Origin of the sequence: Nonomuraea glycinis, assembly GCF_014646515.1 — a bacterium.
Lineage (GTDB): Bacteria > Actinomycetota > Actinomycetes > Streptosporangiales > Streptosporangiaceae > Nonomuraea > Nonomuraea glycinis.
In genome coordinates, this window is sequence record NZ_BMNK01000023.1 from 49,306 (window position 1) to 61,424 (window position 12,119).

The following is a 12,119-nucleotide window of genomic DNA, read 5'->3' on the forward strand; positions in this document are numbered from 1 at the left end:
GAACGCGGCACGATCGCTACCGGGACCGAACCTCCACTGGGTCAGCAGCGCTACTGATGTCGCCGTACAGACAACTGCCAGCAGACCAAGGTCAGCCGGTGCCCGCGATCGGACAGGTCGAGCAACTCACCGAGATGTTCTCGAACAGCCGAATCCCCAGCATGATGGGCGCGGCACCAGGCCAGGCGAGGGCAGGCTTGGGGCGATACTTATAGCTTCGTGACCATGATGTTTGGCCCTGACGATTTGATCGATCACGACGGTCCCATCACGCCGTACCGACAGCTCGCCGCGATCCTGAAGGCCCGCATCGCCAGAGGCGACTGGCGGCCGAATCGCCCGATCCCATCCGAGGCTCGGCTCGTTCAGGAGTACGGCCTGGCGCGTTCGACCGTTCGCCGCGGCATCGCAGAGCTCGTCGCCGAGGGAGTGCTCTTCGTCATGCCCCAGCGCGGCACGTACGTCTCTCCGTCAGACAGCACTGAGGGCGCCGAGGGGTGAGTTCCAGGCCGCAGTGAGGGGACATCAGGTTCGAGGAAGGCTCACCACTGAGCCAGAGCACAGGCATACCATCAATCAGCACCTGCTGATATCCCGGTCCGCGTGGGCGGAGTTGCCATGGCCCGCGTCAGGATGGTCACCCCAAGCTCGTCGTCGATCACTCTGGGAACCATTCCTCGTCCGGCGAGGGGGCTAGCGTGCTGTTCCGAAAATACAGGTCGGCGGGGTTTCTGGCGTAGCAGTTGACGTCGGCCACGAGCCACGTACCGGGCAACTGCTCTGGTTCGAGACCGGTGGCCGCACAGATCGGTTCAAACGGCATCAGAACCGGTGTCGTGATCTTCCAGCCGACCACGATGACCTTGGCCGTGGCGGTCTCTGATCTGTCGCCGATGCCGAGGATTTCGATCGGAGTGGCGATCGGCCTGCGCTCTTTGGCGACGGGATAGCTCAGCCGTGCTCCAAGGCTTGTACGAGATCAGCGGCGAGGAGGGATGTCGCCAAGGCGACCGTTTCAGGTTCCCCGATTCCCTCTTCAGCGCGTCCAGCCATCGTCGAGCCGAGCGCGTCCGGCCCCGCCGCGAAGAGTGTGGTCAGGTATTCAACGGCTTCGCTCGTGACCTCGCTGCTGATGGGTTCCCGGCGCAGAATTCGGAAGGCGGCGGCCAGTTCGGCGGTGTCAGCGTCGATCAGCACGCGGTACGCGTCATGCGCGTCCTTGTCGTTCAGCCGATGGGGAACAGAAACTCGTTCGGCGATCTTGTGATGCTTGGCCACCAACAAGGCTGCGGACCCAGCGACTCGAACTCGATACTCACGGGCGTCGTCAGCATCGAGGGCGGTGACAGCCATGAACGTGTTGTCGACGACAGCGGCTTCGAGACCTCGGGCACGCCTGGTAGCACGACGATCATGCGGTGGGATTCGAGCCCCCCTTGTGTTCTTCGTACCTGGTCCTGCGAGGGCCTCGGGCACCATGAGGTCAACGGGAATGCCTTCGGAGTTCAGCCATGCGCCAGGCTGCCCGTCGAGGGAATCGCGGTAGAAGCCCGCGCTGTTCATGGACTTCTCTAGGAGTGGTTCGTCCTCCAATACTCTTGGGTCAAGTGCGAGATCGCTGTCCTTCGTTGTCTCAGCGAGCGCGACAGGGCTTCCTGCAGTACGCAGGTAAATCGCCTGTGCCCCGATGACGATCACAGCATCGCGATGGGCATCGAGCGCTGCCAGAGCATCAAGAAGAGCCGATCGAGATCGGACGAGGATGTCGCCACTAGATACGCCAGGTGGATTCATGTCGCGTCATCCATTCGATGAGTTCTTCGGCTTCGGAAGGACTGCGCCCAGGGCCTGTCATCAAGTCGACGGCGACCTGGGATGGTGCTGCGATCGTGAGACCGGACGCATCGGCAAGAGTGCGAGTGAAGACGACGTCGGTTTCCGGCTCGGCCAGCATCACATTGACTCCGGCATCGGCAGAGCGAAGGTCCCAGAGCTGCGCGGATCGCTCGGCGTTCTCGGTGTAGATCATTGCGGAGCGAGCGGGAGCATAGGGGGCCCACGTGGCGGCGGCCAAGGTCCCGGTTACGGCGTATTGAGCGGGACTTTCTGACGCCCTCCGCACGAGGTTCGATAGACCTCTCGGTGCTATCCAGCGTGTGATGCGGCTGCTGCGCACGAACCCGTAGTCCTCGCTCCAACGCCTCAGCAGCGCGACCCAGTTGGGCACTACGACTGCGCCCGAACTGTTTCGCGTTGCCAGATCCTCGCCTTCGAGGAACTCGATCACCCGATAGGTCGACCCAGTAGAAACGCCGGCGACATTGACCAGGTCGCGGATCGCCCACGATCTTTTGTGGTCCAAAAGCGCACGTACGACCTTGGCCGCGGGAGCGCCCTTCAACGTTCCGCGCGGTCTCCCGGGACCGCGCCACGGGTCGCGGTCAGCCCCTCGGTCCACTATGTACAGACCGGGCTGAGGCACGTTCAGGTGTATGTTTCCCGTCGCGTCTATGTAGGACAGGCCGGCATCGGAGAGCCGCTTACGTACGGGAGGTGAAAGGTATCTGGCGACGACAACGCCACGGCTGCCTGGAATCTGTTGGACGTATGCATCCAGTTGCTGAAGCAGCGTAGCGGTGTCGCGTCTTTCCACCACGCGCTTGGCTTCCGCTACCAGCACGACCGAGGTTCCATCTGGTGCGGTCACCTCCCACAGTGCATCGAGGTGAGCATCTCGATGTCCGGGGCGCACTGATCGGACGCGCCAGCCCGTCGGCAACCGGTCGCCCAGCACAGCCATCCCAGCCGTCAAGACTTCAGCCTCGTTCTGAGGCTGTGGCCTGGCCTCCATCGAACCTCCAGCCCCTTGGCGTTCGGGAAAAACCCTACCTCCGTCGCGTACGGAGTGCTGGTATTTTCCGAACAACACGCTACGGCCTGGCTGCCGACGAGCCATCGCGTGAACGTCCCAGCACACCGCAGGCGGGCCAGCCCCCGACACAATGCACGAGCCAGTCCGCTCGCTTCAGGACGCTGACCCGTCAGCCCAGCGCCCGCAGCGCCCCGGCCACGATCCGTTCGAGGCCGTCGGCGTGCCTGGCGCTCACGTCGAGGACGAAGCGGCCCTTGCGAACCCGGACCAGCTCGGTGGACAACTTCTCCACCTCGTCCGCTCCGTACAAGCCGGCCTCGCCGCTGACCAGGCCGTCCTCCGGCAGGTCAGCGGCCGGGTGAAGCAGGGGTTGCAGGTGGAGAAGATAAGTCCAGGGGACGCGCCGGCGCGGGTCATCTCCCGGTGGCGTCCTGGGAAGCCCCGGCCGGCTGAGTGCGGCCACGCCGTACACGGCGATCTGGGTGGCGCGGGCGGGCGAGACGGTGACGGTCTCACTGCCGGTCGCCAACCGCGACCCCGGCCGCTTCCCCGACCCCGACCGGCTGGACCTCGCCCACCCGGCCGAGAGCCACCTGGCCTTCGGGCACGGCATCCACCAGTGCATCGGCCAGCAACTGGCCCGCATCGAGATGCGCGTCGCCTTCCCGGCGCTGCTGCGCCGCCTGCCGGGGGCTGAAGCTGGCCGGGCCGCCAGAGCAGGTGCGGATGCGTACCAGAGCCAGCATCTACGGCGTCCACGAGCTACCCGTCACCTGGTGAAGCCGGCTGTGGGTCTCGGCGAAACGGTCGCCTGGCACGACGCCGGTTCAGGACCAGGCGATCTCGCCGGTTCGGCTGACGAAGCGGCCGGAGCCCGCGCCGGGCGGCTCGGTTGCCAGGGCGACGATGGCGTCCGTGCCCTCGGTGACGGCCCTCGCCGACGCCACCGCGGCTGCGCAATTTCGCCCGCGACAGATTCGGTACGGACCCCGCCCGCCTCGCCCTCTGGCCCGTGATCGAACAGGACCGGGAGGCCGTCGACGCCGCCGTCGTGTCCGACCTGCGCCGCGCCACCGGCCGCTTCCCACAGGACGCCCGCCTGGCGGAGCTGATCCACGACCTGAGCACAGGCAACCGGGGGTTCGCCGACCTGTGGGCGACCGGCACGGTGGCCGCGCACCGCGAGGACCACAAGACGATCGAACACCCCTCGGTGGGACCGGTCACGGTGGACTGCGACGTGCTGACCGACGGCGACTCCGACCTCAAGATCGTCATCAGCACTAGAAACGAAGACAGGGTGTCGTGGTGGCGGGCCGATCGGCTATCCGGCGGTCACCGTCTGCGGCTCCCAGGAGAAGACCTGGGGCGCCTTCGGATCGGCGGTCACCCGCAGCCACTCGGTCGCGGTGTCGCCGTAGGTCTCCAGTCGGGTGAGGTTGCGGTGGGGGTAGGTCGTTCCGACCTCAGCGGCTCACCGCGGTCTCCCGTTCAACGCGTGACAGCTTCTCCGGATTGCGGACGTGGTAGGCGCCGGTGACGTAGCCGTTCTCCACGCGCACCGCCAGCACGCCGTCGACTTCGCCGTTGACCCGGACGAGCAGCCCCGGGCCACCGTTGATCTGCACCGGCTCCACCGACCTTTCCGCGTCGCGCTTCCACCATCCGACGGCCAGCAGGCGAGCGACATTGCCGGCCCCCACGATGGGCCGCAGCAGAGCGTGCTTGACCCCGCCGCCGTCACTCAGCGCGACGACGTTCGGCGCGAGGATGTCGAGCAGGCTCTGCAACTCGCCGGTTTCGACCGCCCGCTGGAAGGCCTGGAGAGCGGCCCGGTGCTCAGCGGGGGAGCTGGCGCCACGTGGCCGGCGCGCGGCGACGTGCGCCCGCGCCCGGTGAGCGATCTGGCGTACCGCGGCCGGGCTCTTGCCGACGGCTTGAGCGATCTCGTCGTAGTCCAGATCGAACACCTCGCGCAGCACGAACACCGCCCGCTCGGTCGGCTGGAGCGTCTCCAGCACCAGCAGCATCGCCATCGAGACGCTGTCGGCCAGCTCGACGTCCTCGGCCACGTCCGGCGCCGTCAGCAGCGGCTCAGGTAGCCACGGCCCGACATATGTCTCTTTGCGCCGGTCCAGTGTGCGCAGGCGTTTCAGGGCCTGCCTGGTGGCGATCCGGATCAGGTAGGCGCGCCGGTCGAGCACCGTACCGTGCTCGACGCCCACCCACAGCAGCCAGGTCTCCTGCAGGACGTCCTCGGCGTCGGTGGCGGAGCCGAGGATCTCGTAGGCGAGGGTGAACAGCAGATTGCGGTGGGTGACGAACGCCTCCGTGGGCGCGTCCATGCGCGCCATCGCCATCGGTCGCTCAGTTCGTTCGCTCGCCATATCCATACGATCCCGGCCCCCGCCGCTGTGTGACACCGGCGACCGGTGGTCTATGTCACACAGGTCCCGCTGTCACAAGGAGCGGGTCAGCGGGATCTCTTGCTCGTAAGAACGCAGCACACGAGTAAGGAAATCCCAGCATGTCCATCGGGTCACGCATGCCCAACCCGCTCCCGTTCCTCCCCGAGATGGCGGCGATCGCCGAGCCCCTGCACAAAGTCATCGCGAACGGGGTGATTCCGCCGGCCACCGTCAGCATGCTGCAGTTGCGCGCCGGGCAGATCCTCGGCAGCACGTACTTCACCATCCGGGAGACCGGCAATCTCCGCGGGATCGGGGAGTCGGAGGAGCGCATCACCGCCCTGGCCACCTGGCGGGACGCCACCTGCTTCACCGACGCCGAACGAGTCGCGCTGGAATTGGTGGAGGCCGTCCTGACCCCGAACCCGTCCGGGGAGCGCGTGCCCGACGAGGTGTACGGCAGGGCGGCCGCGCACTACGACGACAAGGCGATGTGGCATCTCATCATGGCGATCGCCCATATCGGCTTCTTCACCCCCGCGGCTCTCATCGCCAAGCCGATCCCCGGCATGCCCCCCGGCCAGAACTACAGCACCCACGAGAGGCAGGAAGCATGAGCAAGCTCGCCGTGGCAGGAGCGACCGGGCGGCTGGGCCGCCACGTCGTGGACGTCCTGGCCGAACGCGGTCATCAGGTCGTGCCGATGTCCCGGGCCTCCGGCGTGGACATCATCACCGGCCAGGGCTTGGCCGAGGCCCTGGCCGGGGTGGAGCTCATCATCGACGTCGCCTCCTGGCACGCCTCCGAGCAGGAGGCGGCGACGGAGTTCTTCCGCACCTCCGCCCGCAACCTGCACGAGTACGGTCGCAAGGCCGGGGTCGCCCAGATCACCATGGCGTCCATCATCGGCGTCGACCTGGCCACCGCCGGTTTCCTCGCCGCCAAGAAGGCGCACGAGGAACTTCTCCTGTCCGGCTCGCTCCCTGTCCGCATCCTGCGAGCCGCGCAGTTCCACGAGTTCGTCGGCCAACTGCTGGACTGGCGGCAGGGCGACGTGGCCTACATGCCGGTCCTGCCCGCCCAGCTCGTGGCCTGCCGTACCGTGGCCGAGGAACTGGTCGACCTGGCCACCGCCCTTGACGCTCCTGGAGCGCCGATCCCCGAGATCGCCGGGCCTCGCAAGGAGACCCTGGCGGAGGCGGCCGCGCTCCTCGGCGCCCGCCGAGGCATCAAGGTCGTCGGCGTCGACGGCTCGGGCATGCCCGACGCCGAGATCGCCGCCAACGGCGGATTCCTGCCCAGCCCGCACGCCAAGCTCGCAGGACCCACCTTCCAGGAGTGGCTCGACATCCAACCCTGAGCCGGCCGTACGGCACAGCCTTCCACGATCACCGAACGAAAGGACAGATGATGACGAAGGCACTGGAACTGCCGCTCCACATGCGGCGGAGCGGGCTCAACCCGATCGAAGAACTGGCCAGGGCACGCGACAGCGGCGGGGTGGTGCGGGTGGAGACGCCGTTCGGCCTGCCCGCATACCTGGTCTGCCGCCATGAGGACGTTCGGCAGGTGCTGGCGGACCCGGCCCGGTTCAGCAGCGCCCTGACGCCGTTCCCGGGATCCGGGGTGATGGACGCCGGCGAGCTGGCCACGATGCAGGCCGGGAATCTGCTCGGGTTCGACCCGCCCGAGCACACGCGGTTGCGCCGCATGCTCACCCCGGAGTTCACCGTACGGCGGATACGCAGGCTGGAGCCGCGGATCACGGAGATCGTCGAGGCGGCTCTGGACGATCTGGAGCGGGCCGGCAAACCGGCCGACCTGGTGGAGCACTTCGCGTTGCCGGTGCCGTCGCTGGTGATCTGCGAGCTGCTGGGTGTGCCGCACGCCGACCGCGCCGAGTTCCACGAGCGTTCCGTGCGCCTGCTGGACACCTTCTTGCCGATGGAGCAGCGCGTCGCGACGCAGCGGGAGGACCGTGCGTACATGGCCGGCCTGGTGGCCCGCGCCCAGGCGGACCCGGGCGAGGACATGCTCGGCATGCTGGTGCGCGAGCACGGCGACGATCTCAGCACCGACGAGCTCATCGGCATCGCCGGACTGCTGCTGCTGGCCGGCCACGAGACGACCTCCAACATGCTCGGCCTGGGCACCCTGGCCCTGCTGCGACACCCGGACCAGCTCGCCATGGTCCGTGACGATCCGGCCCACGTCGAACCCGCCGTCGAGGAGCTGCTGCGCTGGCTGTCCATCGTGCAGGTGCTGCCGCCGCGCACGACCACGACAGAGGTGGAGATCGCCGGACACGCCATCCCTGCGGGCTCGCTCGTGATCTGCTCGTTTCCCGCCGCCAACCGCGACCCCGCCTTCGTCGACGATCCCGACACCCTCGACATCACCCGGGGAGCCGCCGGTCACGTCGCCTTCGGCCACGGCGTGCACCACTGCCTCGGGGCGCCGCTGGCCCGGATGGAGATGCGCATCGCCTTCCCGGCGCTGCTGCGGCGCTTCCCCGGCCTCGCCCTGGCCGATCCGTACGAGCAGCTGGACTTTCGGGCCTTCAGCATCGTGTACGGCTTGCACACGCTGCGGGTGACCTGGTGAGCGGGCAGCCGCCGAGAGCTTTGGCTGTCTGTCGGACGGAGCATGGTCTGGCGGCTTCGGGATGACGCGCGGGCGGTGGGTGCTACCCGTCGCCTCCAGCACTAGGAACGGAGACAGGGTTTCGTGGGGCGGGCCGACCGGCTATCCGGCGGTCACCGTCTGCGGCTCCCAGGAGAAGACCTGGGACGCCTTCGGGTCGGCGGTCACCCGCAGCCACTCGGTCGCGGTGTCGCCGTAGGTCTCCAGACGGGTCAGGTTGGGCACGCCCGCGTAGGACGGCTCCACCTCGTAGACATGCTCGTCACCGTGCACGAGCAGAACCGGCTTGCCGTACGCGCGAGCCCGCTCGACGATCCGGGCGCGAATCTCGCTGAATCCGGGGGTCTCAACGGGCTCGGCCTGCATCATCAGCAGGACGCCAGGAGCCTGGGTGCGCTCGGCGATGGCGAACGCCTCGTCGATCCAGTCGAGCGCGGCGGCCTTGCGCGCCTCGAACTCGGCCAGACGCACCTGCGGCCGGTCCCCGCCGGGCAGCTGGTCCCACGGCGCCAGGCCGTTGTCGCTGCCGACGGCGTGCACGGTGGCGAAGACGACCCGGCCGCGGGTGAAGCGCACGTTCTCGCGGTAGTCGCGGTGGCGCCGGTCCTTGGCCTGGGTGCGCACCGGCATCCGGTGGCCGCCGAGGGTGCGGCCGGCGGTCGGGAAGAACACCCGGCGGACCGCGTCGAGGCGCTCGGTGGGCAGGTAACCGCCCGCGGCGGTGCGGTGGCAGTCGGTCCACTCGTTGTCGCCGGGGGTCAGCACGAATGGGTCGTCGAAGGTGCCGAACAGCTCGGCCAAGGTGGCGAAGCGGGCGTCGTCACAGGTGGAGGAGCCGTTCTTGACGTCGCCCGCGTGCAGGACGAAGCGTACGTCCGGGTCGGCGTCGATGGCCTTGACCAGGCCGGGGAAGGCGACCTGCTGCGCGTCACCGTAAGGGGTGTCACCGAGCAGGGCGAAGGTGACGGCACCGGGCTGGGTGTCGGCGGCGGCGGGAGACAGCAGGCCCGCAGCCAGGGAGGCAGCAATTACGGCTGACGCGAACAGGGGTTTACGCATAGGAGAATTTCGACATGTCTCGGCCACCGGCACATGGCGTGGAGTCGACCTGTCGAAGAAACCTGGCCGACGAGCAGCGGGCGCCCGCGATCGGCCAGGTCGAGCAACTCGCCGAGATGTTCTCGAACAGCCGAATCCCCCGTGCGACGGGTGGAGCGACACCCACTGAGCCGGCGCACAGGCATGCCATCAACCAGCACGTCACCGTTACGGTTGATGGCATGCGAGAGGACTGACTGACCAGCGATGAGGCGGCAGTTCTGCTGGGGATCACGGTGAAAGACTTGCCAGCAGCTCGGACACGTGGACGGTCGCACCGTGGTCAGAGCCGTAGAGCCGGGCGAGGTCGTCCCGCAAGTCCGTGAGCGTCGCGCGAGCCTTGTCCACGGCGCCGACGCTGACTTCCAGCTCGCCTATCTGGCGACGCAGCTCCAGGAGCCGCGCGTCGTCCTCGGGGAATCGGCTCGTCTCATCGGCCAGTAGCTCGCGCATTGCCGGAACTCACGCGCGGCCCGCCGATGCTCCTGGCCCTCGAACAGGATGTCCGCGAGCTGCCCGCGCAGCCCGATCACCTCCGGGTCAGCGACACCGAGGTTGTGGCCGGCCGGAACGGCGACCCCGGCGAGTACGTCCGCCGCGTCGCCACAGCGTGACTCCCTGACCAGAGACATCGCCTGCCGGCGCGCACGCCCGATGTCACTGCGGCTGAAGTCATGAGCCGCTCGTGCACCTCGGCCGCCGTCGCCGGGCGGTCTTCCGGCTGCTTTTCCAGCATGGCCAGGATCAGCTCGTCCAACCCCCTCGGCACGTCCGGCCGGAACTGTCCGACCGCTGCGGGAGGGGTGTTGATGTGCTGCTCCATCACGCTGTATTCGGACGGCCCAGTGAACAGATGCCGCCCGGTGAGGAGCTCGTGCAGCAGGGCGCCCAGCGAGTCTGGTCGGGGGTACACCGAAAAGTTTTGATCAACTAGCCTCGAAGAAGCGGGCCCCGGCTGATCTCAGCAACCGGGTCCCTTACCTCCACGGTACGGGGAAATGCAGATCATGAGCGTCAAGAACACGGAAGATCGTGTCAAGGACCAGCAGAGTCAGATGCTGGGGATCCTGATCGAGATTCAGCGCCCGGGACGCTAGGGCACCGCGCCGACCCCTCCCTACAGGGGCCTTCTCGTCCCCAGATATGGAACGCTCCCAGAAGGAAGAACTATGCACCCCCCGAACTACTACCCTCCGCCTGTCCCTCCCCGCCGAAACACCCCCGCTTGGATACCCGCCCTGATCGGAGGGTTGGTTGGGCTTGTCATCGTCGCCGTCGTGGCTGCGGTGGTGCTGGTCCCTGGAGACGTCTGGAAGCCAGTGGCCGAGGGCCCCTCTGCCGTCATGAGCGAGGCCGCCGAACCGGCGTTCGAGCGTCAGGAGGACGGTGGAAGGTTCGACAGCCCGAAGCATCTCGTGCAGACGCTCGAATCCCTCGGAATTCACTGCATCAATGCTCACTACTTCAGGCCCAACAACTGCTGAAGTGCCATGGCACAGAGATGCCCCGGCTTCGGTCGGGGTTTTTGTCGACGGCGTGTCCGCGGATCCGGAGAGCGCTGACTGTCGTGCCAGCGATTCCGGTCACCTCATCACCGCCCGGGCGGCCCGACAGGAGATGCGGGAGCAGGCTCAACCATTCGGCGGCGACTCGCGCTTCCGGATCGGGTCGCGGCAAGCTACTCCTCGCCGCCAAGTCCCTCGGCCCAGGCGGCAGCGATGGGATCGTGTCGACCGACTCGCCGGAAGGCGTTCACGAACGCCGAAACGGGCAGCTGCTCGGCCAGCTCGGCGGGCAGGCGCACAAAAAACCCGAGCCTTGCCCTGGTGGTGACCTCGGACAGCTCGCGTTCCATCAAGGGGCGGACGATGGTCTGCAGGATCTCGGGCGATGCGATGATCTTGCCGAACTGTCCTTGACCGCATTCGACCAGGGTTGCCGTCGACGCACCGTCCCACCATCCGGGTGCCAGCAGGCTTCCCCGCCAACGCTCGTGTACGGCCACCATAAGCGCCACCCGGCCGCCCGTCACCGAGAAGGGGAGCGCCTGCGCCAGGAGCGCGAGCCGCTCGGGCGAGACCACGTCATCGCCGAGAGCGGGCAGGGCACGGCTCAGGGCATGCGCGACGAGGTCCAGGATTTCAAGGTCCGCCCTCTGCGGTGAGTCGGCCAGGAACAGAGCCAGCCGCACGAAGGGCCCGGCCACCTCGGCCGGCGGCGTGGGGAGCGCCGCGACTCGGCGCAACAGCCATCCGGCCGCCGTCCGGAGCTCCGCGGGCGCCTCGGCAGGGAGCTCCGCGACCGCGGCGGCCAGCACCCCATGGTGGATCTCCGCCGCCAGTGGTGCGGTCCAACTCTTCTTCGGCACGGCGAGCAGCAGCGTGGCGAAGATCCGCTGATCGCCCTCGTCCAGCTCGCTGTGGAACCGCTCAAGCGCCGCGTTGTCCAGCCTCCCGAGAGCAACACCAGTACGGAGGGGCTCGGCGAGGAAGTCGGGAATCGCACGCGCCTGCTTGACACCGAGAAGCGAGGTCAAGGTGGTCGAGAACGACTCGACCGGTGCCTCCGCAGGTGTGGTCTCTTCCGGCTCGGAGGCCGCTTCTGGTGTGTTCGCCTCTGGAGCCTCAGCGTCTTCTGGTGCATCGACTCTGGGCCAGGACGCGGGCGGAGTGTCATACGGCTTCCCCCGGTGGAGGTATGCCCTGACCGCCTTGTCTCTCCCCTTGACCTTCACGTTGTCATGCTTGGCGAGCTTGGTCTGGATCGTCCGCCACGCTCTGTCGATTGACCCCTTGTCGATCCCCAATTCCACCAGCTTGGACTTGATGTCCATCGCCTTCAGTCCATCGGCGTGTTCGCTGAGCAGTTGGAGCACCAGATGGACAGGGTCATCGGCGAACCTGCTGCGGATCTGGTCGGGGTCCATCAGGGCGATGAAGCGAAGCGTTCCCTCGGTGACGAGCAGATTGCGATGATCCAGCCGAAGGCTCTCCTCGGTCCCATCGTCGTTCCACCGCACGGTGAAGATGCCTCTGTCCCGGGAGAGCACCTCTCCCACACGGACGGACTCGCCGTCCTCTAGCTTCCGCACCATGACT

General features: G+C 67.5%; 15 protein-coding genes and 1 pseudogene. 9 read left to right on the forward strand and 7 right to left on the reverse strand.

Annotated elements, in window-relative coordinates; genetic code table 11:
- Positions 1 to 225 precede the first annotated feature (225 nt).
- The gene (locus tag IEY87_RS41315) at positions 226 to 501 is read left to right on the forward strand and encodes a GntR family transcriptional regulator (RefSeq protein WP_189144340.1); all 276 of its coding nucleotides are present in this window, start codon (positions 226 to 228) and stop codon (positions 499 to 501) included.
- 293 nt (positions 502 to 794) lie between these two features.
- A complete protein-coding gene (locus IEY87_RS41320; RefSeq protein ID WP_189144341.1) occupies positions 795 to 950 on the forward strand; it encodes a hypothetical protein in 156 nt (51 codons plus the stop codon).
- A gap of 1 nt (position 951) precedes the next feature.
- Here IEY87_RS41320 and IEY87_RS41325 read toward each other — a convergent pair whose 3' ends face one another.
- From IEY87_RS41325 to IEY87_RS41335, 3 genes are all read right to left on the reverse strand, one after another.
- Positions 952 to 1,794, reverse strand: coding sequence for a hypothetical protein (locus tag IEY87_RS41325; protein ID WP_189144342.1), 843 nt, complete (start codon positions 1,792 to 1,794; stop codon positions 952 to 954).
- Positions 1,772 to 2,707, reverse strand: coding sequence for a hypothetical protein (locus IEY87_RS41330; protein WP_225278167.1), 936 nt, complete (start codon positions 2,705 to 2,707; stop codon positions 1,772 to 1,774). The genes IEY87_RS41325 and IEY87_RS41330 overlap by 23 nt, the downstream gene beginning before the upstream one ends.
- A gap of 334 nt (positions 2,708 to 3,041) precedes the next feature.
- On the reverse strand, positions 3,042 to 3,401 hold the full coding sequence (locus tag IEY87_RS41335) for a hypothetical protein (RefSeq protein WP_189144344.1): 360 nt from the start codon (positions 3,399 to 3,401) through the stop codon (positions 3,042 to 3,044).
- On the opposite strand from IEY87_RS41335, the pseudogene IEY87_RS47425 reads away from it, so the two are divergent.
- Both IEY87_RS47425 and IEY87_RS47365 read left to right on the forward strand, forming a co-directional pair.
- Positions 3,376 to 3,495: pseudogene (locus IEY87_RS47425) on the forward strand (cytochrome P450); the annotation flags it as partial. The gene IEY87_RS41335 and the pseudogene IEY87_RS47425 overlap by 26 nt on opposite strands.
- A gap of 329 nt (positions 3,496 to 3,824) precedes the next feature.
- Positions 3,825 to 4,412, forward strand: a complete 588-nt coding sequence (locus IEY87_RS47365) for an MmyB family transcriptional regulator (RefSeq protein ID WP_225278179.1) — start codon at positions 3,825 to 3,827, stop codon at positions 4,410 to 4,412.
- Here IEY87_RS47365 and IEY87_RS41355 read toward each other — a convergent pair.
- On the reverse strand, positions 4,339 to 5,232 hold the full coding sequence (locus IEY87_RS41355; RefSeq protein ID WP_225278166.1) for an RNA polymerase sigma-70 factor: 894 nt from the start codon (positions 5,230 to 5,232) through the stop codon (positions 4,339 to 4,341). The two genes, IEY87_RS47365 and IEY87_RS41355, sit on opposite strands and share 74 nt — an antisense overlap.
- A gap of 167 nt (positions 5,233 to 5,399) precedes the next feature.
- Between IEY87_RS41355 and IEY87_RS41360 the strand changes: the two genes are divergently transcribed.
- From IEY87_RS41360 to IEY87_RS41370, 3 genes are read left to right on the forward strand one after another with little or no spacing between them, the layout of a single operon-like run.
- On the forward strand, positions 5,400 to 5,897 hold the full coding sequence (locus IEY87_RS41360; RefSeq protein ID WP_225278165.1) for a carboxymuconolactone decarboxylase family protein: 498 nt from the start codon (positions 5,400 to 5,402) through the stop codon (positions 5,895 to 5,897).
- Positions 5,894 to 6,640, forward strand: a complete 747-nt coding sequence (locus tag IEY87_RS41365; protein ID WP_189144346.1) for an SDR family oxidoreductase — start codon at positions 5,894 to 5,896, stop codon at positions 6,638 to 6,640. The genes IEY87_RS41360 and IEY87_RS41365 overlap by 4 nt, the downstream gene beginning before the upstream one ends.
- Positions 6,641 to 6,690: 50 nt before the next feature.
- Positions 6,691 to 7,884 (forward strand): cytochrome P450, encoded by a 1,194-nt coding sequence (locus tag IEY87_RS41370; protein ID WP_189144444.1) that lies wholly within the window; start codon positions 6,691 to 6,693, stop codon positions 7,882 to 7,884.
- A 141-nt stretch (positions 7,885 to 8,025) separates the two neighbouring features.
- Here IEY87_RS41370 and IEY87_RS41375 read toward each other — a convergent pair whose 3' ends face one another.
- Together IEY87_RS41375 and IEY87_RS41380 are read right to left on the reverse strand one after the other, a co-directional pair.
- Positions 8,026 to 8,982 carry a metallophosphoesterase gene (locus IEY87_RS41375; RefSeq protein ID WP_189144347.1) on the reverse strand — a complete coding sequence of 319 codons (957 nt, stop codon included), beginning with the start codon at positions 8,980 to 8,982 and terminating at the stop codon, positions 8,026 to 8,028.
- Positions 8,983 to 9,252: 270 nt separating this feature from the next.
- On the reverse strand, positions 9,253 to 9,474 hold the full coding sequence (locus tag IEY87_RS41380; RefSeq protein WP_189144348.1) for a hypothetical protein: 222 nt from the start codon (positions 9,472 to 9,474) through the stop codon (positions 9,253 to 9,255).
- Between IEY87_RS41380 and IEY87_RS41385 the strand changes: the two genes are divergently transcribed.
- Entirely contained in the window at positions 9,474 to 9,635 is a 162-nt protein-coding gene (locus tag IEY87_RS41385) for a hypothetical protein (RefSeq protein WP_189144349.1), read from the forward strand. The two genes, IEY87_RS41380 and IEY87_RS41385, sit on opposite strands and share 1 nt — an antisense overlap.
- Positions 9,636 to 10,298: 663 nt before the next feature.
- Positions 10,299 to 10,505 carry a hypothetical protein gene (locus tag IEY87_RS41390; RefSeq protein ID WP_189144350.1) on the forward strand — a complete coding sequence of 69 codons (207 nt, stop codon included), beginning with the start codon at positions 10,299 to 10,301 and terminating at the stop codon, positions 10,503 to 10,505.
- A 194-nt stretch (positions 10,506 to 10,699) separates the two neighbouring features.
- Here the strand turns inward: IEY87_RS41390 and IEY87_RS41395 are convergent, their stop codons facing one another.
- Positions 10,700 to 12,079: a hypothetical protein gene (locus IEY87_RS41395; RefSeq protein ID WP_189144351.1), complete on the reverse strand. Its 1,380-nt coding sequence runs from the start codon at positions 12,077 to 12,079 to the stop codon at positions 10,700 to 10,702.
- Positions 12,080 to 12,119 lie beyond the last annotated feature (40 nt).

What these genes read in the sequence shown, in the direction of transcription:
- IEY87_RS41370 (WP_189144444.1), top strand. Translation starts at nt 6,691, where the DNA reads ATGACGAAGGCACTGGAACTGCCGCTCCACATGCGGCGGAGCGGGCTC.
- IEY87_RS41380 (WP_189144348.1), bottom strand. Translation starts at nt 9,474, where the DNA reads ATGCGCGAGCTACTGGCCGATGAGACGAGCCGATTCCCCGAGGACGAC.
- IEY87_RS41365 (WP_189144346.1), top strand. Translation starts at nt 5,894, where the DNA reads ATGAGCAAGCTCGCCGTGGCAGGAGCGACCGGGCGGCTGGGCCGCCAC.
- IEY87_RS41355 (WP_225278166.1), bottom strand. Translation starts at nt 5,232, where the DNA reads ATGGCGATGGCGCGCATGGACGCGCCCACGGAGGCGTTCGTCACCCAC.
- IEY87_RS41325 (WP_189144342.1), bottom strand. Translation starts at nt 1,794, where the DNA reads ATGAATCCACCTGGCGTATCTAGTGGCGACATCCTCGTCCGATCTCGA.
- IEY87_RS41360 (WP_225278165.1), top strand. Translation starts at nt 5,400, where the DNA reads ATGTCCATCGGGTCACGCATGCCCAACCCGCTCCCGTTCCTCCCCGAG.
- IEY87_RS41315 (WP_189144340.1), top strand. Translation starts at nt 226, where the DNA reads ATGATGTTTGGCCCTGACGATTTGATCGATCACGACGGTCCCATCACG.
- IEY87_RS41375 (WP_189144347.1), bottom strand. Translation starts at nt 8,982, where the DNA reads ATGCGTAAACCCCTGTTCGCGTCAGCCGTAATTGCTGCCTCCCTGGCT.